At 73.5% G+C, this 25,644-nt stretch carries 22 protein-coding genes; 13 read left to right on the plus strand and 9 right to left on the minus strand.

What is annotated here, in order from left to right:
* Nucleotides 1-3 precede the first annotated feature (3 nt).
* Both mltG and IE172_RS10030 read right to left on the minus strand, forming a co-directional pair.
* On the minus strand, nt 4-849 hold the full coding sequence (gene mltG, locus IE172_RS10025) for an endolytic transglycosylase MltG (protein WP_190096779.1): 846 nt from the start codon (nt 847-849) through the stop codon (nt 4-6).
* A gap of 43 nt (nt 850-892) precedes the next feature.
* Nucleotides 893-2,695: an ABC transporter ATP-binding protein gene (locus tag IE172_RS10030; RefSeq protein ID WP_190096780.1), complete on the minus strand. Its 1,803-nt coding sequence runs from the start codon at nt 2,693-2,695 to the stop codon at nt 893-895.
* Nucleotides 2,696-2,801: 106 nt separating this feature from the next.
* On the opposite strand from IE172_RS10030, the gene IE172_RS10035 reads away from it, so the two are divergent.
* The 5 genes from IE172_RS10035 (at nt 2,802) to IE172_RS10055 (ending at nt 8,323) form a co-directional block, all read left to right on the plus strand.
* The gene (locus tag IE172_RS10035; protein ID WP_190096781.1) at nt 2,802-3,266 is read left to right on the plus strand and encodes a MarR family winged helix-turn-helix transcriptional regulator; all 465 of its coding nucleotides are present in this window, start codon (nt 2,802-2,804) and stop codon (nt 3,264-3,266) included.
* A 218-nt stretch (nt 3,267-3,484) separates the two neighbouring features.
* The gene (locus IE172_RS10040) at nt 3,485-5,308 is read left to right on the plus strand and encodes an ABC transporter ATP-binding protein (protein ID WP_190096782.1); all 1,824 of its coding nucleotides are present in this window, start codon (nt 3,485-3,487) and stop codon (nt 5,306-5,308) included.
* Nucleotides 5,305-7,086 carry an ABC transporter ATP-binding protein gene (locus IE172_RS10045; protein ID WP_190096783.1) on the plus strand — a complete coding sequence of 594 codons (1,782 nt, stop codon included), beginning with the start codon at nt 5,305-5,307 and terminating at the stop codon, nt 7,084-7,086. The genes IE172_RS10040 and IE172_RS10045 overlap by 4 nt, the downstream gene beginning before the upstream one ends.
* A 460-nt stretch (nt 7,087-7,546) precedes the next feature.
* Entirely contained in the window at nt 7,547-8,017 is a 471-nt protein-coding gene (locus IE172_RS10050) for a DUF5709 domain-containing protein (protein WP_190096784.1), read from the plus strand.
* A 51-nt stretch (nt 8,018-8,068) separates the two neighbouring features.
* The gene (locus IE172_RS10055; RefSeq protein ID WP_190096785.1) at nt 8,069-8,323 is read left to right on the plus strand and encodes a type B 50S ribosomal protein L31; all 255 of its coding nucleotides are present in this window, start codon (nt 8,069-8,071) and stop codon (nt 8,321-8,323) included.
* 20 nt (nt 8,324-8,343) lie between these two features.
* Here the strand turns inward: IE172_RS10055 and IE172_RS10060 are convergent, their stop codons facing one another.
* Complete coding sequence (locus IE172_RS10060) at nt 8,344-9,138, minus strand: metal-dependent hydrolase (protein WP_190096786.1); 795 nt, start codon at nt 9,136-9,138, stop codon at nt 8,344-8,346.
* A 145-nt stretch (nt 9,139-9,283) separates the two neighbouring features.
* On the opposite strand from IE172_RS10060, the gene IE172_RS10065 reads away from it, so the two are divergent.
* The gene (locus tag IE172_RS10065) at nt 9,284-11,797 is read left to right on the plus strand and encodes a DEAD/DEAH box helicase (RefSeq protein WP_190096787.1); all 2,514 of its coding nucleotides are present in this window, start codon (nt 9,284-9,286) and stop codon (nt 11,795-11,797) included.
* A gap of 19 nt (nt 11,798-11,816) precedes the next feature.
* On the plus strand, nt 11,817-12,683 hold the full coding sequence (locus IE172_RS10070; RefSeq protein ID WP_190096788.1) for an acyl-CoA thioesterase: 867 nt from the start codon (nt 11,817-11,819) through the stop codon (nt 12,681-12,683).
* On the opposite strand, the gene IE172_RS10075 is transcribed toward IE172_RS10070, so the two are convergent.
* Nucleotides 12,620-13,486 carry a DUF6397 family protein gene (locus IE172_RS10075; protein WP_190096789.1) on the minus strand — a complete coding sequence of 289 codons (867 nt, stop codon included), beginning with the start codon at nt 13,484-13,486 and terminating at the stop codon, nt 12,620-12,622. The genes IE172_RS10070 and IE172_RS10075 overlap by 64 nt on opposite strands.
* Before the next feature lie 127 nt (nt 13,487-13,613).
* On the minus strand, nt 13,614-14,021 hold the full coding sequence (locus tag IE172_RS10080) for a roadblock/LC7 domain-containing protein (protein WP_190096790.1): 408 nt from the start codon (nt 14,019-14,021) through the stop codon (nt 13,614-13,616).
* 118 nt (nt 14,022-14,139) lie between these two features.
* On the opposite strand from IE172_RS10080, the gene IE172_RS10085 reads away from it, so the two are divergent.
* The gene (locus IE172_RS10085; protein ID WP_190096791.1) at nt 14,140-14,568 is read left to right on the plus strand and encodes a PPOX class F420-dependent oxidoreductase; all 429 of its coding nucleotides are present in this window, start codon (nt 14,140-14,142) and stop codon (nt 14,566-14,568) included.
* A 141-nt stretch (nt 14,569-14,709) separates the two neighbouring features.
* A complete protein-coding gene (locus IE172_RS10090) occupies nt 14,710-15,309 on the plus strand; it encodes a class I SAM-dependent methyltransferase (protein ID WP_190096792.1) in 600 nt (199 codons plus the stop codon).
* Nucleotides 15,310-15,330: 21 nt separating this feature from the next.
* On the opposite strand, the gene IE172_RS10095 is transcribed toward IE172_RS10090, so the two are convergent.
* Nucleotides 15,331-16,212, minus strand: a complete 882-nt coding sequence (locus IE172_RS10095; RefSeq protein ID WP_190096793.1) for an oxygenase MpaB family protein — start codon at nt 16,210-16,212, stop codon at nt 15,331-15,333.
* A gap of 321 nt (nt 16,213-16,533) precedes the next feature.
* On the opposite strand from IE172_RS10095, the gene IE172_RS10100 reads away from it, so the two are divergent.
* Both IE172_RS10100 and IE172_RS10105 read left to right on the plus strand, forming a co-directional pair.
* On the plus strand, nt 16,534-17,448 hold the full coding sequence (locus tag IE172_RS10100; RefSeq protein WP_190096794.1) for a hypothetical protein: 915 nt from the start codon (nt 16,534-16,536) through the stop codon (nt 17,446-17,448).
* A gap of 183 nt (nt 17,449-17,631) precedes the next feature.
* Nucleotides 17,632-19,017: a tannase/feruloyl esterase family alpha/beta hydrolase gene (locus IE172_RS10105; RefSeq protein WP_190096795.1), complete on the plus strand. Its 1,386-nt coding sequence runs from the start codon at nt 17,632-17,634 to the stop codon at nt 19,015-19,017.
* Nucleotides 19,018-19,021: 4 nt separating this feature from the next.
* On the opposite strand, the gene IE172_RS10110 is transcribed toward IE172_RS10105, so the two are convergent.
* Nucleotides 19,022-19,204 (minus strand): tail-anchor membrane protein, encoded by a 183-nt coding sequence (locus IE172_RS10110; RefSeq protein ID WP_190096796.1) that lies wholly within the window; start codon nt 19,202-19,204, stop codon nt 19,022-19,024.
* A gap of 249 nt (nt 19,205-19,453) precedes the next feature.
* Between IE172_RS10110 and IE172_RS10115 the strand changes: the two genes are divergently transcribed.
* Both IE172_RS10115 and IE172_RS10120 read left to right on the plus strand, forming a co-directional pair.
* The gene (locus IE172_RS10115) at nt 19,454-22,384 is read left to right on the plus strand and encodes an SCO1167/SCO6262 family helicase (protein WP_431994309.1); all 2,931 of its coding nucleotides are present in this window, start codon (nt 19,454-19,456) and stop codon (nt 22,382-22,384) included.
* A complete protein-coding gene (locus IE172_RS10120) occupies nt 22,381-23,646 on the plus strand; it encodes an SWIM zinc finger family protein (RefSeq protein ID WP_190096797.1) in 1,266 nt (421 codons plus the stop codon). Before IE172_RS10115 ends, IE172_RS10120 begins: the two co-directional genes overlap by 4 nt.
* A 20-nt stretch (nt 23,647-23,666) precedes the next feature.
* On the opposite strand, the gene IE172_RS10125 is transcribed toward IE172_RS10120, so the two are convergent.
* Both IE172_RS10125 and xylA read right to left on the minus strand, forming a co-directional pair.
* On the minus strand, nt 23,667-24,158 hold the full coding sequence (locus tag IE172_RS10125) for a hypothetical protein (RefSeq protein WP_190096798.1): 492 nt from the start codon (nt 24,156-24,158) through the stop codon (nt 23,667-23,669).
* A 230-nt stretch (nt 24,159-24,388) separates the two neighbouring features.
* Nucleotides 24,389-25,555, minus strand: a complete 1,167-nt coding sequence (gene xylA / locus IE172_RS10130) for a xylose isomerase (protein ID WP_190096799.1) — start codon at nt 25,553-25,555, stop codon at nt 24,389-24,391.
* Nucleotides 25,556-25,644 lie beyond the last annotated feature (89 nt).

Raw genomic sequence — 25,644 nt, forward strand, 5'->3', positions numbered from 1 at the left:
GGCTCACTTCTCCGCCGCTTCCTCCGCCTTCTTGCGCTGGGCCTCGGACTCGGCCACGTTGCGCTCGTGTTCCGCGAGATCGGCGGTGAAGCGGGTGTCGCCGGGCTTGACGGTGACGAAGTAGAGCCAGTCGCCCGGGGTGGGGCTGATCGCGGCGCGGACCGCTTCCTCGCCGGGGTTGTCGATCGGGGTCGGCGGCAGGCCCATGCGCCGGTAGGAGTTGTAGGGGCTGTCCACCTCGGTGTCGGCCTTCGTCGCGCGCGGTGCCGTGCGGTTCAGGGCGTAGTTGACGGTCGAGTCCATCTGGAGCGGCATCCCGCGCTCCAGCCGGTTGAAGATCACCCGGGCCACCTTGCCCATGTCGGCCCTGGTGGCGGCTTCGGCCTGGACGATGCTCGCGACGGTGACGGCCTGGTAGACGTTCATCGCGTTGCGCTGTGCGCCGGCCGCGATCGGGGCTCCGTTGAACTTCTTGTCGGCCGCCTCGACCATCCGCGCCAGCAGTTTCTGCGGGGTGGGCTCCTCCCGCAGCGGGTAGGTGGCCGGGAAGAGGTAGCCCTCCGGGTTGCCCTCGGCCTCGTTGGGGAGTTTCAGGTCCGCCTTGGCGAGGGACTTCTTCGTGGTGCCCGCGGGCAGGTCGAGGGTCTTGTCGATGGCGGTGTACACCTGGCTCGCCCGCCAGCCCTCCGGGACGATCAGCGTCGCCGGACGCTTCTCCTCGTCGCCGTCCATGATCAGCAGCGGCACCGCCACGGCGGTGCCGGCCACGACGGCCCCGAGCGTCGCGAGGGCGAACCGGCCCCGGCGCGTCAGTCGGATCGAGTTCCGTGACGGAGTGTTGGTCTGCATGCGGGCACGGTAACCCGCATAGCGCCGCAAACCCGGCATATCTTCATCTTGTCGGCTCCAGTCGGGCGTCCCGGCGGACGAGGGCCGCGTAGCGCCCCTCGCTCTCCAGCAGCTCCCCGTGCGTGCCGCGTTCGGCCACGCGGCCGGAGTCGAGCACCACGATCTGGTCGGCGCCGCGCACGGTGGACAGGCGGTGGGCGATGGTGATCGTGGTCCGGTCGGCCGACAGCGCGTCGACGGCCCGCTGGACGGCGGCCTCGGTCCGGGTGTCCAGGGCGCTGGTGGCCTCGTCGAGGACGAGGACCGGCGGGTCGCGCAGGATGGTGCGGGCGATCGCCAGACGCTGCTTCTCGCCGCCGGAGAACCGGTGTCCCCGCTCGCCGACCACCGTGTCGTACCCGTCCGGCAGGGAGGCGATGTGGTCGTGGATCTGGGCGGCCCGGGCCGCCTCGTGGAGTTCGTCGTCGGTGGCGTCCGGCTTGGCGAAGCGCAGGTTCTCCGCGACCGAGGCGTGGAAGAGGTAGGTCTCCTGGGAGACCACGCCGACCGCGCGGGCCAGCGTGTCGAAGTCGAGGTCGCGGACGTCGACCCCGTCGAGGGTGACCCTGCCTCCCGTGACGTCGTACAGCCGCGGCACCAGGTGGCCGAGCGTGGACTTGCCCGCGCCGGTCGGTCCGACGACGGCGAGGCTGCCGCCCGCGGGGACGGTGATGTCGATGCCGTCGAGGACGGGGCCGCCCTTGCCGTCGTAGCGGAAGGTGACGTCCTCGAAGCGGACCTCGCCCTTGATCCGGTCGAGGTGCACCGGGTCCTCGCGCTCGGTGATGTCGACAGGGAGGTCCAGGTACTCGAAGATCCGCTGGAACAGCGCGAGCGAAGTCTGGATCTGCACACCGGTGGACAGCAGGCTCACGGCCGGCCGGAACAGGCCCTGCTGGAGCGAGACGAAGGCGACGATGGTCCCGATGGAGACCTCCGGGCCGCCCGTCTGCAGGGCGATCCCGGCCGTCCAGTAGATGACCGCCGGCATCGCCGCCATGACGATCGTGATGACGGCCATGCGCCAGCGGCCGGCCATGTTGGACCGCACCTCCAGGTCCACCAGCCGCTCGGACTCCTCCGAGAAGGTGCCGGTCAGGGAGTCGGAGCGGCCCATGGTGCGGCCGAGCAGGATGCCGCTGACGGAGAGGGACTCGGTGACCGTGGCGGCCATCGCGGCCATCTGCTTCTGGCGCTGGGTGGTGATCCTCTTGCGTTCGTTGCCGACGCGGCGGCTGATCCAGACGAAGACCGGCAGCAGCACCAGCGACACGACGGTCAGCCGCCAGTCCAGCACGAGCATCGCGACGACGGTGGCGACCACGCTGGTCAGGTTGGAGACCAGGGAGGTCGCCGTGGACGTCACGGTGGCCTGCATGCCGCCGATGTCGTTGGCGATGCGGGACTGGACCTCACCGGTGCGGGTGCGGGTGAAGAAGGCGAGCGACATCCGCTGGAGCCGCCCGTAGACGGCGGTGCGCAGGTCGTGCATGACGCGCTGTCCGACGGTGGTGGAGATCAGGGTCTGGAGCACGCCGAAGACGCTGGTGAGGACCGCGCCGAGGATCATGCCGAGCGCGAGCAGGCTGAGCAGCCCGGTGCGGCCCTCGGGGAGGGCGACGTCGAGGATCGCCTTCAGCAGGAACGGTGTGGCGACCGAGACCAGCGAGGCGGCGCCGACGAGCAGGCCGACGACCGCGAGGCGGCCCCGGTAGGGACGGAAGAGTCTCAGGACGCGCCGCACCTGCCGGGGCTGCTTCTCGGCGCCGACGGGCGGGGTCCACTCCGGTCGGTGATCGGGGTGCATGGTCTCCTTCGGGACGGACGCCCGGAGGAGGTGCCCCGGGCCGAGCGGAACCTAGCTCATTGTTACCTATATTCACAATGAACGTCATCCTGATAATGTTCCCGACATGACCGCCCCCGACCCCGACGGCCTGCTGGCCGAGCAGCTGCTCCGGCTCACCCGCCGGGTGCACCGCATCCAGAAGCGCCATCTGGAGCGACGCGAACTGGGTGTCACACCGGCGCAGTCCCGGCTGCTGCGCACGCTGGCGCACTACGGATCGCCGCCGCGCATGGCGGATCTCGCCGAGCGGCTGGAGGTGGTTCCGCGGGCCGTCACCACGCTGGTGGACGGCCTCGAGGCGAGCGGCAAGGTCCGGCGGGTGCCGGATCCGGCCAATCGGCGGGTGATCCGGATCGAGCTCACCGACGACGGGCGCGCGACGCTGCGGGAACTGCGCGCGGCGCGCAGGGCGGCGGCGGAGGAGATCCTGGCCCCGCTGGGCGGGGAACAGCGCGAGGCGCTGGGCGAGTTGCTGGACACCCTGGTCGACGGGAGGACCGCCCCGCCGTGCCGTGGGGCGTCCGCGTGATGCCCGTGAGGTGACGCGTGGACCGCCGGAGCTGCCGGTTCTGTGCGGTGGGCGTGGAAAACCGTTTGCCTTGCCGTGCGGGGCGGCGTCAACCTGTCACGGTTTGCTGCTCACCGTCCACGGACGGCGAGCGGACCGGCCCGTGAACCCCTTCACCGGCGCCGTCCTTCCTCCGCTCCCCCCACCCGCCGCCCCCTGATCCGAGCCACTGGGACGTCATGCGCATTCAAGACCTTCCGTTTTCCGACCCGGGGGCGCCCGACGCCCGCTCGGGTCCCCGATTCCTGTGGTGGCTCTTCCGCAACCAGCTGTCCGGACAGCTGAAGTCGCTGGCGTGGGGTCTGCTGCACTTCCTCTCCGTCGCCTCGCTGCCGTTCGCCGTCGGTGTCGCCGTACAGGCCGCGGTCGACCGCTCCGGCGGGCGGCTCGCGCTGGCCGGCGGTCTGATGGCGCTGGCCTGCGTGGGCAACGCGGTCGGTGACACCTTCCTGCACCGCTCCGCCGTCACCAACTGGATCACCGCCGCCGCCCGCGTGCAGCAACTGCTCGGCCGCAAGGCGGCGACACTGGGCTCCGCGCTGACCCGCCGGGTCGCCGCAGGTGAGGTCGTCGCCGTCTCCACGGGCGACGTCGAGAAGATCGGCTGGTTCGTCGAGGCCCTGTCCCGGTTCACCGCGGCGGCGGTCACGATCGTGCTGGTTTGCGCCGGCCTGGTGGTCTACCAGCCGGCGCTCGGTGCCGTCGTCGCCGTCGGGCTGCCCGTGCTGGCGGTCGCGGTGCTGCCGCTGCTCCCCCGCGCCACCCGGCGGGCGGACGTCCAGCGCGAGAAGGCCGGCCGGGCCACCGAGCTCGCGTCCGACACCGTCGCCGGACTGCGCGTGCTGCGCGGCATCGGCGGCGAGGACCTGTTCCTCGACCGCTACCGCAGGGCCTCCCAGGAGGTGCGGCACGCCGCCGTGCGCAGCGCGCGGATGTGGTCGCTGATCGCCGCGATCCAGGTGTTGCTGCCGGGCCTGCTGCTCATCACGGTGGTCTGGTACGGCGTCCATCTGGCCCGCGACGGCCGGATCGGCGTCGGCGAACTGGTCACCGTCTACAGCTCGGTCATGCTGCTCACCTATCCGATCCGGCACTTCGAGGAGATCGCGATGGCGTACTCCTTCTCACGCCCCTCGGCCCGGCGGGCCGCCCGCGTGCTGTCGCTGGAGCGTGCCACCGACACCGCGGGGTCGCGGGCCGGCGGGGCCGCCCCGGCGGGTGACCTGTACGACCCGGCGACCGGGCTGCTCGCCACCGCGGGCCGGCTGACCGCCGTGGTCTGCGGGGATCCCGACGCGGCGGGCCGGCTCGCCGAACGCCTGGGCGGGCACGCCTCCGAGCGCGGCGTCCCCGTGCTGCTCGGCGGGGTCCCCCTCGACGAGCTGCCCCTGGACGCCGCCCGCGGCACCGTCCTGGTGCAGGACAAGGACCCGGTGCTGCTGTCCGGCACCCTGCGCGATCTGCTCGACGTGCCCGCGTCCGGGGCGGTCGGCCCGCGTGCGGCACTGGACGCCGCGCAGTGCGGGGACGTGCTGGCGGCGCTGGCGCAGGGCTCGCTCGGCGCCGACGATCCCATGGACGCCCGGATCACGGAGCGCGGGCGGTCCCTGTCGGGTGGCCAGCGCCAGCGCCTCGCACTGGCCCGGTCGCTGGTCACGGACCCGGAAGTGCTCGTCCTGGACGAACCGACCTCGGCCGTCGACTCGCACACCGAGGCCCGGATCGCCGAGGGCGTGCGCGGGCTGCGGGAGGGCCGCACCACCGTGGTGTTCACCTCCTCCCCGCTGCTGCTGGACCGCGCCGACCGGGTGGTGTTCCTGCACGGCGGCACCGTCGCGGCGGTCGGCGGCCACCGCGAACTGGTGCGGGCCGAGCCCCGGTACCGGGCCGTGGTGACCCGCGAGACCGAGGACGAGGTGTCCCGGAGCGGGACACCGGCACTGAGCGGGCACCGGGTCGCGCACCGGCTGGAAGAGCTCGAAGAGATCGAGGAGACAGCATGATCGGCGTGGCGCCACCGGCCTACGACCCGGCGGCCCCGACCGCGGCCGCCACCCTGCCCGTGGGCGCGCCCGCGACCGTGCGGGCCTACGTCACGGAGCTGCTGCGCCGGCACCGGCGGGCCTTCCTGCTGCTGATCGCCGTGAACACGGCCGCCGTGGTCGCCTCCATGGTGGGCCCGTACCTGCTGGGCGGGCTGGTGGAGCGGGTCTCCGAGCGGGAGCGGGAGCTGCACCTGGGGCTCACGGCCGGGTTCTTCGTGCTCGCGCTGGCCGTGCAGGCGGTGTTCGTCCGGCAGGTCCGGCTGCGCGGGGCGATGCTCGGTGAGCGGATGCTGGCCGATCTGCGCGAGGACTTCCTGGTGCGGTCGGTCGGGCTGCCGCCGGGTGTGCTGGAACGGGCCGGCACGGGTGACCTGCTGTCGCGGATCACGACCGACATCGACCGGCTCGGCAACGCCATGCGGGAAGCCGTGCCGCAGCTGGCCATCGGCGTCGTGTGGGCGGTGCTGCTGCTGGGCGGGCTGGTCGTCACGGCGCCGGAACTGGCACCGGCCGTGCTGGTCGCCGTGCCGCTGCTGGTGGTGGGCTGCCGCTGGTACTTCCGGCGGGCGCCCGCCGCCTACCGTTCGGAGGCGGCCGGGTACGCCGCCGTGGCCGCCGCGCTCGCCGAGACCGTCGACGCGGGGCGGACCGTGGAGGCGCACCGGCTCGGCCCGCGTCGGGTGGCGCTGACCGACCGGCGGGTCGGGGAGTGGACCGCGTGGGAGCGTTACACGCTCTGGCTGCGGTCGGTCCTCATCCCCGTCATCAACATCACCCACGTGACCGTCCTCGGCTCGGTGCTGATGATCGGCGGGGTGTTCGTCCTGCAGGGCTGGATCGGTGTCGGTCAGCTGACCACGGGGGCGCTGATCGCGCAGATGCTCGTGGACCCGGTCGGGCTCATCCTGCGCTGGTACGACGAGCTCCAGGTGGCGCACGTGTCGCTGGCCCGGCTGGTCGGGGTCCGGGACATCGAGCCGGACGCCGGCGACGCCGCCCTGGCTCCCGACGGTCGCCGGGTGCACGCGGACCGGGTGCACTTCGGCTACCGGGAGGGCGTGGACGTCCTGCGGAAGGTGTCCCTGGAGGTCGCCCCCGGGACCAGGCTGGCGCTGGTCGGCCCCTCGGGCGCGGGCAAGTCCACGCTGGGCCGGCTGCTCGCCGGGATCTACGCGCCCCGGGACGGGCGGGTCACCCTGGGCGACGCGGAGCTGTCGCGGATGACCGCGGAGCGGGTGCGGGCGCACGTCGCCCTCGTCAACCAGGAACACCACGTGTTCGTGGGCTCCCTGCGCGACAATCTGCGGCTCGCCCGGACGGGCGCCGAGGACGCGGAACTGTGGGCGGCGCTCGGCGCGGTCGACGCGGACGGCTGGGCGCGCGCACTCGACGACGGCCTGGACACCGAGGTCGGCTCGGGCGGGCTCGCGCTCACGCCGGCCCAGGCGCAGCAGATCGCACTGGCGCGCCTGGTGCTGGCCGACCCGCACACGCTGGTCCTGGACGAGGCGACCTCGCTGCTCGACCCCCGCGCGGCGCGCCACCTGGAGCGTTCCCTGGCCCGGGTCCTGGACGGCCGGACGGTGGTCGCGATCGCCCACCGCCTGCACACGGCCCATGACGCGGACGTCATCGCCGTCGTCGAGAACGGCCGGATCAGCGAGCTGGGCAGCCACGACGAACTCGTCGCGGCCGGTGGCGCGTACGCGGCCCTGTGGCGGTCCTGGCACGGGTGAGGCACCGCTCGCCGCCCGCGCGTGGCGGGCGGCGGGCGTCATCCGTGATGCCGTCGCCCGCCCACGGCATGCCCCTGGGGGCGAGAGTGCCGACGGTGAACCGGGGCGGGCACCCACGTCCGCGCGGGGACCCGCGAGGGGCGGGGCACGGGCCGGGGGCGCTCCGGTATGCCGTCCGGCCCGGACGACCGCGATGCCCGCGCCCGGGGAGCTCCGTCGTACGGAGCCCGCAGTCCTGGGTGTGGCCTCCCGGCCGGTGTGCGGGGCCGGAGCAGGGCGGCGGCCGGGCCGGCCGTGCCGTTGCGCGGTGGGGAGCTGCGGTGGAAGGGTGGAGTCAGGCACCGGCTCGGGGAACGCCCGGTTCCCGGTCGACCGGGAACGGGTGGCGCCAGTGCCCCGAGCACACGGCCCGGCGCGGGCAGCGGCGGGAACGGGCCCGCCCCCACCCCTGGAGGTACCCGTGAACAGCGCCGACGGTTGGGGAGACGATGTCTACCAGCCCGACTCGTCCGACATCCAGGACGACGCCGGACTGCTCGACGCCGAGGACACGCTGGACAACGACGGCGTCGCCGACCCCCTCGACCGGGGCTGGTCCCCTCCCGAGCGGCCGTGGGCCGTCGAGCACCACGGCGTGACGGCGGCCGAGGGCCACGAGGGCGAGACACTCGACCAGCGGCTCGCCGAGGAGGTGCCGGACCCCTCCGCCATGAACGGCGACGGGCTCGGGGATTCGTCGGGCACCGACGGGGAACTCCTGGACAACGAGGTCGGCGCAGCGCGTTCCGGCCGGCTCGTCTCCCCCGACGAAGGGGCGCACGAGGACGAGGAGGAGGCCCTGGTCGCCACGGACGTCGGCATCGACGGTGCCGCCGCCTCCGCGGAGGAGGCCGCCATGCACGTCGTCGACGAGGACACCCTGCCCGGCTGACCCCGCCCCTCCCCCGCCGCAGCGCGGGCCCGAGTCGCCCGAGGAGCATCCATGCAGCAGGACAAGCACCCCGACTACCGGCCGGTCGTCTTCCGTGACCGTGCCGCGGGCTACGCCTTCCTCACCCGGTCCACCGCGACCAGCGACCAGACCATCGAGTGGGACGACGGCGAGACGTATCCGGTGGTGGACGTGGAGATCTCCTCGGAGAGCCACCCGTTCTACACGGGCAAGGCCCGCACCGTGGACACGGAGGGCCGCGTGGCGCGCTTCGAGCGGCGGTACGGCGGTGAGGGCACCGGCTGAGCCCCGGACGGGCCGGGGCGTCAGATCACGTTGAGGGCCGCCGCGCAGCCCACTCCGCCCAGCAGCATGAACGCGGGCATCAGCACCTTCAGCTCGACCCAGCTGCCCGCGCGGAAGCGCAGTGCCTTGGGCGGGCCGATCGGGTACCAGCGCTTGCGGCCCACCGGTATGGGCCACAGGATCGGGCATCCCGAGACGGTCAGCGCGTCCCCGATGTCGTGCACCAGCGCGCCCAGCACGATGGGCAGCCCCAGCCACAGGTACTCCTGGCCGGGCGCGGTGAACATCCAGTCCGAGCCCATGCCCGGCTGGTCCAGGATGTCGGCGATGATCCAGGCGCTGGTCGCCGCCAGCAGCCACACCAGGACGTCGCTGCTGGAGCCGCGGGTCGCCCGCCACAGCAGTCCCTCGATGGCCAGCACCATGTGCACGAAGAGGATGGCCAGCACCGCCCAGCGGCCGCCGGTGATCGCCAGGGCCGAGGTGCCGCCGCCGATGAGAACGGCCCACAGCCAGGTGTGCGTGAGCGTGCGGTGGCCGCCGGAGCGGCGCGGGTCGCCCTGCTTCTTGGTGGCCTTGTAGACGGCGTAGGACAGCTTGTCGACGATCTCGCACAGCCAGCGGGACACGGGTCCGAAGGCCCGCGAGATGGTGGCCGCCTTGTGGTCCAGGTCGGGGGCGAGGGCGGCGCCGGCGCAGATCAGCGCGCCGGCCAGGAGCACCGGCCAGGGCATCGGCTTCCCGGCCGCGGCCGCCGCCGCACCGACCCCGAGCCAGGCCGCGGCGCCCGACAGTGAGTGTGCTGGTCCCATCATCGCCGTTGCCCGCCCCATCCCTCGTTCGCCGCTGTCCAGTTGAGCGGTCGCGTGGAGGCCCCGCCGGCGACACAGCGTAGCGTTCGCGATCTTCGGGCCCGCAGCCGATTCCCCCATCGGGCGGGCGGGCAGGCAAGATGGGGACGTGACCCTCATCGATCAGCTGCCGCCGACCGCCGACCCCGACGCCCTGTACGAAGCCTTCGAGTCGTGGGCCGGGGAACGCGGTCTCACGCTCTACCCCCACCAGGAGGAGGCGCTGATCGAGGTGGTCTCCGGTGCGAACGTGATCGTGTCCACGCCCACCGGTTCGGGCAAGAGCATGATCGCGGCCGGTGCCCACTTCGCCGCCCTGGCGCGCGACGAGGTCACCTTCTACACGGCACCCATCAAGGCGCTGGTGTCGGAGAAGTTCTTCGAACTCTGCAAGATCTTCGGCACGGAGAACGTCGGCATGCTCACCGGTGACGCGTCCGTCAACGCGGACGCCCCGGTCATCTGCTGCACCGCCGAGGTGCTGGCGTCGATCGCGCTGCGCGACGGCAAGGACGCCGACGTGGGCCAGGTCGTGATGGACGAGTTCCACTTCTACGCGGAACCGGACCGCGGCTGGGCCTGGCAGATTCCGATCCTGGAACTGCCGCAGGCGCAGTTCGTGCTGATGTCGGCGACGCTGGGTGACGTCTCCTTCTTCGACAAGGACCTCACCCGCCGCACCGGCCGTCCCACCGCCGTGGTCCGCTCGGCGACCCGGCCCGTTCCGCTGTCCTACGAGTACCGGTACACGCCGCTCACCGAGACCCTCACCGACCTGCTCGCGGCCCGGCAGGCACCGGTCTACATCGTGCACTTCACGCAGGCGCAGGCGGTGGAGCGGGCGCAGGCGCTGATGAGCATCAACATGTGCTCGCGCGAGGAGAAGGAACGGATCGCCGAGCTCATCGGCAACTTCCGCTTCACCACCAAGTTCGGCCGCAATCTGTCGCGTTACGTGCGGCACGGCATCGGCGTGCATCACGCCGGCATGCTGCCCAAGTACCGGCGGCTGGTGGAGAAGCTGGCGCAGGCGGGTCTGCTGAAGGTCATCTGCGGGACGGACACCCTCGGTGTGGGGGTCAACGTCCCCATTCGCACGGTGCTGTTCACGGCGCTGACCAAGTACGACGGCACTCGCGTACGGACCCTGCGGGCCCGTGAGTTCCACCAGATCGCGGGCCGTGCGGGACGCGCGGGTTTCGACACCGAGGGTTTCGTGGTCGCGCAGGCCCCCGAGCACGTCGTCGAGAACGAGAAGGCGCTGGCGAAGGCGGGCGACGATCCGAAGAAGCGCCGCAAGGTCGTGCGCAAGAAGGCCCCCGAGGGCTTCGTCGCCTGGAGCGAGCAGACCTTCGACAAGCTCATCGGATCGGAGCCGGAGCCGCTGACCTCCCGTTTCCGGGTCACGCACACGATGCTGCTGTCGGTGATCGCCCGGCCGGGCAACGCCTTCGAGGCGATGCGCAGGCTGCTGGAGGACAACCACGAGCCGCGCAAGCAGCAGCTGCGGCACATCCGGCGGGCGATCGCCATCTACCGCTCGCTGCTCGACGGCGGCATCGTCGAGAAGCTCGACCGGCCGGACGCCGAGGGCCGCATCGTCCGCCTGACGGTCGACCTCCAGCAGGACTTCGCGCTCAACCAGCCGCTGTCCACGTTCGCGCTGGCCGCGTTCGAACTGCTGGACCCGGAGTCGCCGTCGTACGCGCTGGACATGGTGTCCGTGGTGGAGTCGACGCTGGACGATCCGCGCCAGATCCTCGCCGCCCAGCAGAACAAGGCGCGTGGTGAGGCGGTCGCCGCGATGAAGGCGGACGGGGTGGAGTACGAGGAGCGCATGGAACGCCTCCAGGACGTCACCTACCCGAAGCCGCTGGAGGAACTGCTCTTCCACGCCTACAACACCTACCGCAAGAGCCACCCCTGGGTGGGTGACCATCCGCTGTCGCCGAAGTCCGTGATCCGGGACATGTACGAACGGGCGATGTCCTTCACGGAGTTGGTGTCGCACTACGAGCTGGCGCGCACCGAGGGCATCGTGCTGCGCTACCTGGCGAGCGCCTACAAGGCACTGGATCACACCGTGCCGGACGACCTGAAGTCGGAGGACCTGGAGGATCTGATCGCCTGGCTGGGCGAGATGGTGCGTCAGGTCGACTCCAGTCTGCTGGACGAGTGGGAGCAGCTGGCCAACCCGGAGGAGATGACCGCGGAGGAGGCGCAGGAGAAGGCCGACCAGGTCAAGCCGGTCACCGCCAACGCGCGTGCCTTCCGCGTCCTGGTGCGCAACGCCATGTTCCGCCGGGTCGAGCTCGCCGCCCTCGACCAGGTGGCGGAGCTGGGTGAGCTGGACGCCGACTCGGGCTGGGACGCGGGTGCCTGGGGCGAGGCGATGGACAAGTACTGGGACGAGTACGAGGAGCTGGGCACCGGCCCCGACGCCCGCGGCCCGAAGCTGCTGCTGATCGAGCAGGAGCCGCAGAACGGGCTGTGGCGGGTCCGGCAGATCTTCGACGACCCGAACGGCGACCACGACTGGGGCATCAGCGCCGAGGTCGACCTCACCGCCTCCGACGCGGAGGGCCGCGCGGTCATCCGTGTCACCGATGTCGGCCAGCTGTGAGCACAGGAGAATCACACCGATGACCAATCCGGCCGAGAGCCTCGTCGCCCTGCTCGACCTGGAGCAGATCGAGGTCGACATCTTCCGTGGCCGCAGCCCGCAGGAGTCGCTGCAGCGGGTCTTCGGCGGGCAGGTGGCGGGGCAGGCCCTGGTCGCCGCCGGCCGCACCACGGAGGGCGACCGCCCCGTGCACTCGCTGCACGCGTACTTCCTGCGTCCGGGCCGGCCCGGGGTGCCGATCGTGTACCAGGTCGAACGGGTGCGGGACGGCAGGTCGTTCACCACCCGCCGGGTGACCGCGGTGCAGCAGGGCCGCACGATCTTCAATCTCACCGCCTCCTTCCACAGGCCTGAACAGGGCAGTTTCGAGCACCAGCTGCCGCCGGCCCGCAAGGTTCCGGACCCGGAGTCGCTGCCGACGGTCACCGACGAGATCCGTGAGCACCTCGGCGCGCTGCCGGAGCAGTTGGAGCGGATGGCGCGCCGGCAGCCCTTCGACATCCGCTATGTCGACCGGCTGCGCTGGAATGCCGAGGAGGTGGAGGGCGCGGAACCGCGCAGCGCGGTGTGGATGCGCGCGGTCGGCCCGCTCGGTGACGATCCGCTGGTGCACACCTGTGCCCTGACCTACGCCAGTGACATGACCCTCCTCGACGCCGTACGCATCCCGGTGGAGCCGCTGTGGGGGCCGCGCGGCTTCGACATGGCGTCGCTGGACCACGCCATGTGGTTCCACCGCCCGTTCCGCGCGGACGAGTGGTTCCTGTACGACCAGGAGTCGCCGATCGCCACGGGCGGACGGGGTCTGGCCCGCGGGCGGATCTACGACCGGGAGGGCCGGATGCTGGTGTCCGTCGTGCAGGAGGGGTTGTTCCGGGCGCTGTAGGTCACCGGTCGCCGCGGCGTCGGCGGGCGGCCCAGCCGCCCCGGGGCGCCGCGCGGGCCGTGACCGCGCTGCCGCGTTTCACCCGGTGGTCCGGTCCGGGGCGGCGCGGACGGGGCCGCCGGCCATCGTTCCCGTGCCTCCGGTGCCCTTGCCTCCGGTTCCCGTGCCTCCCGTTCCCGTGCCTCCTGTGTCAGCCGGGCCAGTTCGGACCGCAGCCAGGCGATCTCGTCCGGGTCACGGGCCGTCATGAGGTACTGCGCGACACGCGAGGCCGGTGAGCCGGGCGTGCCGTGGGGCGGCGGCACCAGGTGCTCGGTCAGCCGGCACCGGTCCCGGGGATCCGTCACGGTCTGCGCCCGATGGAGCGGGGCGAGGAGCGACGCCACCGCGCCGGCCAGGGCCCACGGACCGTCGGCCCGGCGGAGCAGGTGCCCCAGGTGCCGGGTCCGCCAGTTGCGTGGGCGCAGGTCGATGCCGGTGTCGAGCTGGCCCCTGAGGCTTTCGGGCATGCGTCCCGTCAGCAGCGGCGCGTGCTCGTCGCCGGACGCGAACAGCGTCAGTTCCGCGGCCGAATAGAGCCAGACCGCGGCGCGGTGGCGGTCGGGACGGAACGCCACGGGCACCAGCAGGCCCAGCCGGGCCAGGCGGGTGAACCGGGCCTTCGAGACCGCCAGGAGGGCCGCACCCTCCGTGGTGCCCAGGGCCCGCACGGTCCGGTGCCGGTCTCCCGCACCGTCACCGTGGGCCGTGCGGGACCTGCCCGCTGCGGCGGCTTCGGACGTGTGGATGTACTGTCCGGGCATGTTCGTCTCCCCCGCGAATATGTGACGGCCGACGCCGGGTGCGCCCGCTCGGGAAAAACCGTAGCCGTTCCGTCACATTCCGTGGCAGGCCTGTGGAAAACTCCGCAGGCTCGGACGAATGCGCAGGTCAGAGCTCTGCGTCGGGTTTCATTCGGCGGGCGTCCACGTCCAGGTGCTCGCCGACCCTGTTGACCATCAGCGTCATCTCGTACCCGATCTGGCCGATGTCGGCCTCGGCGCCGCTGAGCACGCACAGACAGCTGCCGTTGCCGGCGGCGGTCACGAAGAGCACCGCGTCGTCGAACTCCACCATCGTCTGGCGCACCCCGCCCGCGCCGAAGTGACGCCCCGATCCCTTGGCGAGGCTGTGCAGGCCGGACGAGACGGCGGCGAGGTGCTCCGCGTCCTCACGGCGCAGTCCCGTGCTCGCGCCCGTCACCAGCCCGTCGTTGGACAGCACCAGCGCGTGCCGTACGTGTTCGACGCGTTGGGTCAGCTCGTCCAGCAGCCAGTCGAGTCCCTGGTTCTGCGCCATGTCCCGAATCTCCCCCTGCTCTTCCCCGTGGTCTTCCCCGCGTACCGTCCCCTCCGTCAGGAGGGTCCCCGCGCCAGCCTTCCGCACGACCGGGCCCCGGGCAAGGAAGATGGGAGCCATGGCGTACAAGATGACCGAGGAACAGTGGCGGGAGTTCGTCTCCCGCGGAACCCGCACCGCGAAACTGTGCACCGTCCGTGCCGACGGCAGCCCGCACGTCGCGCCGGTCTGGTTCCTGCTCGACGGGGACGACGTGGTGCTCAACACCGGGGAGCGGACGGTGAAGGGACGCAACCTGGCCCGCGACGGGCGGGTCGCCCTCTGTGTGGACGACGACCGGCCGCCGTTCGGCTTCGTGGTGCTGCAGGGCCAGGCACGGCTCTCCCAGGACCCCGAGGAGCTGCGGCACTGGGCCACCCGGATCGGCGCACGGTACATGGGCGAGGAACGGGCCGAGGAGTTCGGGGCGCGCAATGCCGTGCCCGGTGAACTCCTCGTGCGTGTCACCGTCGACAAGGTCGTGGCCGAAGGGGACCTCGCGGACTGACGTCCCGTGGCCGACGGGGACGTCGCGGACCGGCATCCCGTGGCCGAAGGGGACGTCGCGGACCGGCACGCGGGCGCGAGCCGCCCTCCCGCGGCCATCCGTGTCGCTCGTCCCGGTGACCGGTGAGGGATCATGCGGAGCATGAGCGAGGACCACACACACGTCCAGGAGTTCTTCACCGCGCGGGCCGCCGACTGGGACCGCCGCTTCCCCGACGACGGGCCGGCCTACGCGGCCGCGGTGGCCGCGCTCGGGCTGCGGCAGGGCGGCCGGGTGCTCGACGCCGGCTGCGGCACCGGGCGGGCCCTGCCTCCGCTGCGGGCGGCCGTGGGACCGTCGGGCGTGGTCCTCGGCGCCGATCTGACCCCGGCCATGTTGCGCGCGGCGGCACGGGCCGGACGGGACCGGGACGGGGTGCTGCTGCTGGCCGACGTCACCGCCCTGCCGCTGCGTTCCTCCTCGCTCGACGCGGTGTTCGCGGCCGGGCTGATCGCGCACCTGCCCGACCCCGCCGGGAACCTGCGGGAGCTCGCGCGGGTGGTGCGGCCCGGTGGCGTACTGGCGCTGTTCCATCCGGTCGGCCGGGCGGCGCTCGCCGCCCGGCAGGGCCGCACGCTCACAGCCGGCGACCTGCGCGCCGAGCCGAATCTGCGCGGGCTGCTGACGCGTTCGGGCTGGCGCATGACCTCGTACACCGACGAGGACACCCGGTTCCTGGCGCTGGCCGTGCGCGCGGACTGAACACCCGCCGTGCGCCGGCGGTCAGTCCTGGTGCCGTACCGGGCAGCCACGGAGGCCCGGCACGGGAGCGGTGCCCAGGTCCGCCAGCCGGTAGCCGTCCGGATAGCTTCTGATCTCCCGGTTCTGCCGGGCGAAGTGCGGGGTGTCGCGGGGCGGCAGCAGCCGGACGGCGCGGCCCCTCAGCCGGACCGCGCGGCGCACCCACGCCCGCGTGGCCGCACTCGGCGGTGTGTAGCGGAAGGCCCGCAGCAGGGGCTCGTCGAGCAGGGCGAGCGTGGCCGTGCGCAGCGCGGGGGCGAGCGGGCGCGGGTACCAGGAGGCCATGAGGTCGAGGGTGGCGTCCGAGACCCGTCGGGCGCCCTCGTCCCAGCCGAAGTGGGCTTCCTCGTAGGCGTCCAGGCAGCTCTCGAACTCCTCGTAGGAGCCGGGGACGTCCGGGATCCCCATGTGCCGGCCCAGTGTGCGGTAGTGGACGGCACTCGCCACGATCTCGTGACGTGACAGCCTGCGCCAGCCGTAGGCGTCGATCCACCGTCGGGGCATCACCACGAACGTGCTCAGCACGTAGCGCATGTCGTCGTCGGGGATGTCGTAGGCGTGGTGCATCCGGTTGATGCGGCGGATCGCCGTCCGGGCCTCGGTACTCGCGAACCCGTGCTCCACGACGGCGTCCAGGAGGAGCGCGGTGTCGTCGTAGCGTTTCTGGGAGCGGTCGGTGAGCTCGGCCGTCCGGGCGAGCAGCCGGCCGATCCGGGGGACGGCGTAGGTGCGGTAGAGGGCCAGCTCCAGGGCCCGGGTGTGGTCCCAGGGGAACTCGTAGGCCGAGCTGAGCCGGTAGATCTCCGTGGCCTGCCGGTAGGGGTCCATCCGCCGGATCCGTTCCAGCCGTTCGAAGCGCCGCACTGTGCCGCCCCCTTCTGCCGTCGGAGTCGCAACTCTACGCTGAGCAGCGGGAGATGCACGGTCGGTGAGGGAAGGGGAGCACCGGCGAACGGCCACCCGTGCGGTCGTCGCGCTCGCGCGGGGGCGGAACGGGCCCCCGGGGAGCGGTCGCGCGGGCGCCGCTGGGGCTCCCGGCCTCCTGAACCGTCCGCCGGCGCCTGGCCGATTCGCCCCCGTCCGGCCGGAAACCTGCAGCTCCGGGCGCGGCTGAAGGGGTCGTGACAAGGGGCTGGGGGTCGGCATAGGGTGCGCGCCGACGGACGTGACGATGGGGAGGCTGGGATGGCCGGGACGGACGAGGAAGCCGTCGCCGCCGCGGACGACGCGCTCTACGTGCTGACGGCGGCGTTGCTGACGCCGGCGAAGTTCCCGAGCGTGCTGGGCGACGACTATCCGGAGGCGTGCGCCGCGCTCGGCCTTCCGCCGGTCGCGGACGGGTACGGGCTGGTGCTCGGCCAGGACGGCGCGGGCGCCCGGTGGACCGTCGTCGTCGACGACGTCTCGCTGGTCGCCGTCGCGATCGCGTCCTGGGACTGCGGCATGGAGCACGACCTGTCCCCGGACGAGCGCACGGTCGTCACCGCGCTGCCCGGCTGGCCCCTCGCGGTCGCCGTGGCCGCGCCGGACGTGCCGGCGCCGCACGATCCCGGCCCCGACGTCGCGGACGGTCCCGCGCTGACGCCGCCGGACGGCGAGGTGTGGGGTCCGGCGCAGCGCCGGCTGGGAGCCGACGAGATCGCCCTGCAGTGGGCGACCTGGCGGGAGCAGGTCGACGACGCGGCGTTCCCCGCGCCGGGCGGCCCGGCGGACACGGCCGACGGCTCCGGGACAAGTGGTGACTCCGAGGGGGCCGGCGGCGCCGCGGAGCGCGGAGGCGAGGACGGGGAGGGCGCGCGGGGCGCCGGACCGGACGCGCGGGCGCCGGGCGGTCACAGCGGGATCCGGCGGGTACTGGCCGAGGCGCGTGCCTATGTCGACTCGCCGCCCCCGCTGGGCCGGGTCCGGTCCTCGTTCGCTCCGGGTGGTGCCCGCACCCTGCGTGCCGACGGGCCCGGGTGGTCGTTGGTGGCCAGGACGGACGACATCGCGTTCGTGCTGCTGGACGACGAGCCCGGCGAGGTTCTCCCGGTGGGCCGGGGTCCGGAGCTGCCGGGTCTGCTCGAGGCGCTCGACCAGATGGCCGTACGCCCCCTCTGAGCAGGCGCGGCCTTCGGCGAGGGCGCGGGTGCCGGACGTTAGCGTGTGCTGCGGCTCCACGTGCGGGGCGCCGTTTCGTGGGGTGCCGGCCCGTCGACGAGGGCGGGATCGCACCCCCGGCACGGGGCACTTCCGTGATCGGCTGCCGCCCCTGCCCGCTGCCCGTCCCTTCCGGAGGCCGTCGTGCGTCCCTCCTGTCGTGTTCCGCTGCTCGCCACCGCCCTCACGGCGGCCGCCCTCACCGCTCCGTCCGCGGCCGGAGCGGCCCGGGACGCCACCTGCGCGCGCCTGGACGGGGTGCGGGTGCCCGGCGCGGCCCATCAGCGCGGCGCGTGTCTGGCCGATCTGACCACCGCGGGCCTCGCCGGCACGCGGTACACCGACATGGCCGACCAGGCGGGGCTCACCGCGGCGGCCACCCGGTCGCCGTCCGGTGTGCCGGGCGCGCAGATCGACGGCTATTTCCCCGACTCCTCCCGCTTCAACGACACGCACGGCTGGGCGCACGACGCGCAGTTCGTGATCCGGCTGCCCGACCGCTGGAACGGCGGGCTGGTGGTCACCGGCGCACCCGGCAACCGCAGGCAGTACGCGACCGACACCGCCATCTCCGACCAGGTGCTGGCGCGCGGCTACGCCTACGCGGCGACCGACAAGGGCAACAGCGGTGTCGACTTCCACCTCGACGGTGACCGGCCCGGAGACGCGGTCGCCGAGTGGAACGCGCGGACCACGCAGCTCACCCGGGCCGCGCGACGCGTCGTGGCGCAGCGCTACGGGCAGGCCCCGCGCCGCACGTACATGACCGGTGTGTCCAACGGCGGCTACCTGACGCGCTGGCAGCTGGAGAACCACCCGGAGCTGTACGACGGCGGGGTGGACTGGGAGGGCAACCTGTGGACCGGCCGGGGGCGTCAGCCGCTGACCGCCCTGCCGGTGGCGGTGGCCAGGACGCTCGGCAGGGCCACCGACGAGGACATGTACGCGGCGGGCTTCGCGCGGGGGTCCGAGTTCCTGTGGCCGTACCACGAGAAGGCCTACTGGGGCGTGACGCAGAAGATCTACCGTGCCGAGTTCGACCCCGCCTACGATCCGGACTGTCCCGGGCCCACCGCGGGGTCGACGCCGGAGCGGATCCTCGCGCCGTGCCCCTCCGACGCCGCCTACGACTACGCCTCGCGCCCCGCCTCCGTGCACCGTGCCGTGGAGCGGGTGGCGCTCACCGGACGGATCGGCCGCCCCATGATCACGCTGCACGGCGATCTGGACGCGCTGCTGCCCAAGGCCGTGGACTCGGACGTGTACGACGGCATGGTCGAGGCGAACGGGCGGGCGCGACTGCACCGCTATTACACGGTGGCGGGCGGCACCCACGTCGACGGCCTCTACGACAGCCATCCGGACCGGCTGCGGCCGGTCCTGCCCTGCTATCTGTCGGCGTTCGACGCGCTGGTCGCCTGGGTGGAGCGCGGAGTCGCGCCGCCCGGGGACCGGACCGTCGAGCGGCCCGCGGACGGCGATGTGGTCGGCTCCTGCGCGCTGGACACGGGCGGGGCGGCCGCGCGGTAGCGCCTCAGCGGCCCAGCTCCTTGCGCGACACACGGCGCAGCCTGCGCCGCTGCGCGGGGTCGAGGGCGAGATAGGCGGCGGCCGGGAGTCCCAGGACTATCAGGAGCGCGGCCCACCAGGGCAGCCAGATGAGCAGGATGAGCCCGGCCGCCACACCTCCCGCGGCGATCTTGGCGTTGTTCGACATGGTTGTCGCCTCCTTCGCGGCCACTGCCGCTCTCTGTCGTGAAAACGGGCCCGCCCTTCCGGCGGTTCCGGAGCGCGACCCTGAGACGCCCCTGAGGTGCGACCCCTAAGGTGTTCGCGGCGCCCGTCGGAGCCTCCCGGCGGGAGGCCCGCGACGCGCCTCCCATGGTGGCCCGGATCACAGCACACGCCTACCCGGTCCGCGCCGCCCTTGCGGTACCCTCGGCCGCTCCGGCTCCACTAGTCAAGTTTGAGGACTGCTGACATCACTGCGCTGACCACTCCCCCGGCTTCCCTCCCCGTCCCCTCCGGACTCGCCCACTGCCCTGCCGTGTTCCTGCCCGGTGACCCCGCCCGCACGGGCCGGATCGCGTTCTGGCGTCCCGACGGCGCGGTCCCGGTAGCCGCCGGCCCGGTGCCCGCCGAGGACCTGACCGTCGCCGCGCCCGGAGACGACGGCGTCGAGACGGTACGCGTGAGGGCCGTCGTGCTGCCCGTGGAGGCCGCGCTTCCGGTCCTCGCGCGGGCGCGGACCGGCGGCGAGGGCCACCGGGCAGCCCGCTTCTGGGGCGCCGCCGCCCTGCACGCCCTGCGGCTGGTGGCACGCGGTCTGCTGCTGCCCGGACTCTCCCCCGCCGACCACGACGCCTGGCGCGTGGGCCCGCTGGACGCGGCGGACGTCGACGCGGTGCGCCGGCTCGCCGCCGCGATGCCGCCCGAGGCGCACGCCGCCCCGCTGAACGGCAGCGGGACACCGAGACTGCCCGACCCCGAACGGCTGCTGCGCGCCTTCCTCGACGCCGTCGCCGACTCCCTCCCCCGGTCTCCCGCCGCCCGCCTGGTGACCGGCACCGCGGCCTTCGCGGTGCCGGAGCCGCAGCGGCTGCCCGGGCTGCGGGCCTGGGCCGCCGATGTCGCCGCGGGCCACGACGCGGGCGTACGGCTGTCGCTGCGGATCGAGGTGCGCGGGCTGACGGACCCGGCGGACGACGCGCCCGGCGGGGCACCCGACGGCCTGTTCGACGACGCGTCCGGCACGGTGGGCGTGTCCTTCCGCGCCGTCCTGCAGATGCACGGCGTGGGCGATCCCGCCCTCGTCGCGGACGCCGCCGACGTGTGGTCAGGGCGCGCGGACCCGGCCTTCGACGCCGCCGCGCGGATGGACGCCCTGCTCGCGCTGCGCCGCGCCGCTCGCGCGTGGGCCCCGCTGGCCCCGCTGCTGTCGGCGACCGTGCCGGACGCGGTCGACCTCGCGGAGGAGGAGATCGCCGAACTCCTCGGCGGGGCCGGCCGGGCCCTGGCCGGTGCGGGTGTCGACGTGCACTGGCCGAGGGAGCTGGTCCGCGAACTCACCACCCGCGCGGAGGTAGGTCCCCGTGACGACGACCGGGCGGGGCCCGCGGGAGCCGGTTCCGCCGGGGGACCGTCCTTCCTGTCCGCCGGCTCGCTGCTCGCCTTCGACTGGTGGTTCGCCGTCGGCGACCGGCGTCTCACGCGGGAGGAACTGGACCGGCTGGCCGAACAGAACCGCCCCCTCGTCCGGCTGCGCGACCAGTGGGTCCTCATCGATCCCCACGAACTGGCCCGGGCCCGTGCGCGACGGGACTCGGAGATCACCCCGGTCGACGCGCTCGGCGCGGCGCTCACGGGCTCCGTGGAGGTCGACGGCAGCCGGGTCGAGGTACGGCCCACCGGGTGGCTGGCGGCTCTGCGGGACCGGCTCGCGGACCCCGAGGCACAGGAACCGGTCGCCCAGCCCGCCGCCCTGGCCGCCACCCTGCGGGACTACCAGCGGCGCGGGCTGAGCTGGCTGGCCCGGACGACCTCCCTGGGCCTGGGCTGCTGCCTGGCCGACGACATGGGCCTGGGCAAGACCATCACCCTGATCGCGCTGCACCTGCACCGCGCGGCCGACCCCGCGTCCGCGGGCCCCACCCTCGTGGTCTGCCCGGCCTCCCTGATGGGCAACTGGCAGCGGGAGACCGGGCGGTTCGCGCCCGGCACCCCCGTGCGCCGCTTCCACGGCGCCCGGCGGTCGCTGGACGGCCTCGCCGACGACGAGGTCGTCCTCACCACGTACGGCACCATGCGGCTGGACGCCGCCCGGCTGGCCGGGGTCCCGTGGGGCATGGTCGTCGCCGACGAGGCCCAGCACGTGAAGAACCCCTACTCGTCGACGGCCCGGCAGCTGCGGACCATCGGCGCGGGCGCGCGGGTGGCACTCACCGGTACACCGGTGGAGAACAACCTGTCGGAGCTGTGGGCGATCCTCGACTGGACGACACCCGGACTGCTGGGCCGGCTCGGCACGTTCCGCTCACGGTACGCGGACGCGGTCGAGGGCGGGCAGGATCCCGCCGCCGCGGACCGGCTGGCCAGGCTGGTACGGCCGTTCATGCTGCGTCGCCGCAAGTCGGATCCGGGGATCGCGCCCGAACTGCCGCCGAAGACGGAGACCGATCACGCCGTGTCGCTCACACAGGAGCAGACGGCGCTGTACGAGGCCGTGGTGCGGGAGGCGCTGGCCGAGATCTCCGGCGCCGGCAGCATGGCGCGCCGCGGCATGATCGTGAAGTTGCTGACCGGCCTGAAGCAGATCTGCAACCACCCGGCGCAGTACCTCAAGGAGGAACGGCCGGTGGTCGCCGGGCGCTCCGGGAAACTGGAGCTGCTGGACGAACTCCTCGACACGGCGCTCTCCGAGCAGGCGGCCGTCCTGGTGTTCACCCAGTACGTGGGGATGGCACGGCTGCTGGAGCGGCATCTGGCCGCGCGAGGGGTGGCGACGCAGTTCCTGCACGGCGGCACCCCGGTCGCCGCACGCGAGGCCATGGTGCGCCGATTCCAGGACGGCGGGGTCCCGGTGTTCCTGCTGTCGCTGAAGGCGGCCGGCACCGGGCTGAACCTGACCCGTGCGGAGCACGTCGTGCACTACGACCGCTGGTGGAATCCCGCCGTCGAGGCGCAGGCGACGGACCGCGCGTACCGCATCGGCCAGACCCGGCCGGTGCAGGTGCACCGCATCATCGCCGAGGGGACCATCGAGGACCGCATCGCCGAGCTGCTGGCGCGCAAGCGGGAGCTGGCCGACGCGGTGCTCGGCTCCGGCGGGGCGGCGCTCACCGAACTCACGGACGCCGAGCTGGCGGACCTGGTCGAGCTGCGAGGGGATGCCCGATGAACGCGTACGACGACGGGGCCGGCGTGGAGCGCACCTTCGCGGCGCTGCCGCCCGCGCAGGGCCGGGGGTTCGCGCGGACCTGGTGGGGCCGGACCTGGCTGACGGCGCTGGAGGGCACGGCGCTGGACACCCGACAGCTCAAGGCCGGCCGCAGGCTCGCCCGTGCGGGAGCGGTCGGCGCGGTGTCGGTGCGCCCCGGCCGCATCACGGCGGTCGTCCAGGACCGGGACCGCACGCCGCACCGGGCGGACGTCCTGCTGCAGGAGCTGTCCGGGGAGCGGTGGGACCGGTTCCTGGACATGGCGGCGGAGCGAGCCGGTCATGTCGCGGCGCTCCTCGACCGGGAGATGCCCACGCATCTGGTCGAGGACGCGGAGCTGGCCGGCGTCGAACTGCTGCCGGGCCCGGGCGATCTGGAACCGGAGTGCGGCTGCGGCGCCTGGGACCACTGCGCCCACACGGCGGCGCTGTGTTACCAGGTGGCCCGGCTGCTGGACCAGGACCCGTTCGTCCTGCTGCTGATGCGGGGGCGGGGCGAGCAGGCCCTGCTGGACGCGCTCCACGCGCGCGGCGACGCGTCCGCCGGGCGGAGCGGGCCCGCGGAGGGCGTGGACGCCGCCGAGGCGTACGCGGCCGGGGACATCCTGCCGTCGCTTCCGGAGATGCCCGTACTGCCGCCGGAGCCCGGGATTCCCCCGTCGTTCGACACCGAGGCCGGGCCGGCGGCGGGGATCGACGCCTCCGCGCTGGCGTTCCTCGCCGCCCGGACCGCCGTGCGCGCCCACAGCCTGCTCGCACAGGCGCTGCGGGAAGGGTACGAGGAGCGGGCCGCGCAGCCGGAGCCGTCGGTGGCCCTGGACGCGGTGCGGCTGGCCGCCGGTGAGCCCGGCCGGGCCGTGGCGGACCGGCTCGCCGAGGGGTCGGGGCGCGGCCGGGAAGGGCTGGCGGTGGCGGTACGGGCCTGGCGGCACGGCGGCCCGGCGGCGCTGGCCGTGCTGGACGAGGAGTGGACGGTGCGGGGCGACAGCCTGGCACGGGCGCGCGCCGCGCTGGAGTCGGCCTGGGAGGAGGACGAGCGGCCGGTCCTCACCTCGCGGGCCAACCGCTGGACGGTCGTCGGCGCGCCCGTGCAGCTGCGTCTGAGCCGGGACGGCCGCTGGTGGCCGTACCGGAAGGAACGCGGCCGCTGGGTGCCGGCGGCCGGCCCCGCCCAGGATCCGGCGACCGCGCTCGCGTCGGCGCAGGGGGCCCCGGAACAGTGATCGCCCACCGCCGTCAGGCGTCAGGACCCTCGGACGTCCCCCAGGGAGGGCAGCAGCGACTCCAGACCGCTCGGGAGATCGCTGGGCAGACCGCTCGGCAGCTCGGTGGGGAAGCCGGAGGGCAGCTCCGTCGGGAAGCCGGACGGCAGTTCGGTGGGCAACCCGGAGGGCAGCTCCGTCGGGAAGCCGGACGGCAGCTCGCTGGGAAGGCCTGACGGCAGCCCGGTCGGGAAGCCGCCGGTGGCCGTGCCGCTCTCGCCGGGCCGCTTCTCCGGCGAGTCGTCGTCCTCCGAAGCGATGAGCACGACGAGCGAGACGGCCACGGCGGCCGCGATCACGCAGAGCACGATCAGCAGCAGCTTGCGTCCGCCGGGACCCCGTCCGGAGCCGCCCCCTCGGTCTCCGGGCGGCGGGGGCGCGCCCCCGTACGAGGGCGGACCGAAGCCGCCGCCGGGAGGCGGCGTTCCCTCCGGCGGACCGGGCGGCGGGGGCGGTACGGGTGGCGTGGCCATGGCCACCATGGTCGCCGCCGGGACGGTGCGCGCGCGAGGGCGCCGCGCGGAAGTCGACGCGCACGGCCGGGATTCCCGCCCGCCGTGCCCTCCCCCCCGCGGGGATGGCGCGGACCCACCGCTCGTGCGGTGGGTCCGCGCCCACACGGACCGACCCGTGTGGGTCCGCGCCCACACGGTCCGACCGTCCCCTGCGCACCGTGGCCGGTGCGCAGGGGACGGTGCGGGGTTCAGCCGCGCGCGCCGAGGAGGTGGTCCATCGCCAGCTGGTCGAGGCGCTCGAATGCCATGCCCCGTGCGGCGGCCGTGTCCGGGTCGAAGTCCTCGAAGGCGGACCGGTCGCCGAGCAGGGCCTGGAGGCCGTCGGCCGCCGTGGGCTGCGCCAGCTCGTCCAGACGGGCCGCGCGCAGCGCCTCTTGCACCTCCGGGTCCGCGCGGAAGGCCGCCGCGCGCTCCTTGAGGATCAGGTAGTTGCGCATGCAGCCGGCCGCCGAGGCCCACACGCCGTCGAAGTCCTCGGTCCGCGGCGGCTTGAAGTCGAAGTGCCGCGGGCCCTCGTAACCGGCCGTCTCCAGCAGGTCCACCAGCCAGAACGCGGCCCGCAGGTCGCCCGCGCCGAAGCGGAGGTCCTGGTCGTACTTGATGCCGGACTGGCCGTTGAGGTCGATGTGGAAGAGCTTGCCCGCCCACAGGGCCTGGGCGATGCCGTGCGGGAAGTTCAGCCCGGCCATCTGCTCGTGGCCGACCTCCGGGTTGACGCCGTACAGCTCCGGCCGTTCGAGGCGCTCGATGAACGCCAGGGCGTGACCGATGGTGGGCAGCAGGATGTCGCCGCGCGGCTCGTTCGGCTTCGGCTCGATGGCGAAGCGGATGTCGTAGCCCTGGGAGGTGACGTACTCGCCGAGCAGGTCGAAGGCCTCCTTCATCCGGTCGAGGGCGACCCGGACGTCCTTGGCGGCGCCGGACTCGGCGCCCTCCCGGCCGCCCCAGGCGACGTAGGTCTGCGCGCCGAGCTCGACCGCGAGGTCGATGTTGCGGATGGTCTTGCGCAGCGCGTACCGGCGCACGTCGCGGTCGTTGGCGGTGAAGCCGCCGTCCTTGAACACCGGGTGGGTGAACAGGTTGGTGGTGGCCATCGGCACCTTCATGCCGGTGTCGTCCAGCGCCTGCCGGAACCGCTTGACGTGCTCCTCGCGCTCGCTGTCGCTCGAGCCGAAGGGGATGAGGTCGTCGTCGTGGAAGGTCACGCCGTGGGCACCCAGCTCGGCCAGGCGCCGGACCGACTCCGCCGGGTCGAGGGCACCGCGCGTGGCGTCTCCGAAGGGGTCCCGTCCCTGCCAGCCGACGGTCCACAGTCCGAACGTGAACTTGTCCTCGGGGGTGGGCTGGTAGTTCATGCCGCGGCTCCTCGCTCGCTGAGACTATTTCGTCATGGCGGTTTACAAATTAGTATGCAGGAACATTTCTGGGAAGAGACACACCCCGC

This window comes from Streptomyces griseoflavus (assembly GCF_014649995.1).
GTDB lineage: Bacteria > Actinomycetota > Actinomycetes > Streptomycetales > Streptomycetaceae > Streptomyces > Streptomyces griseoflavus.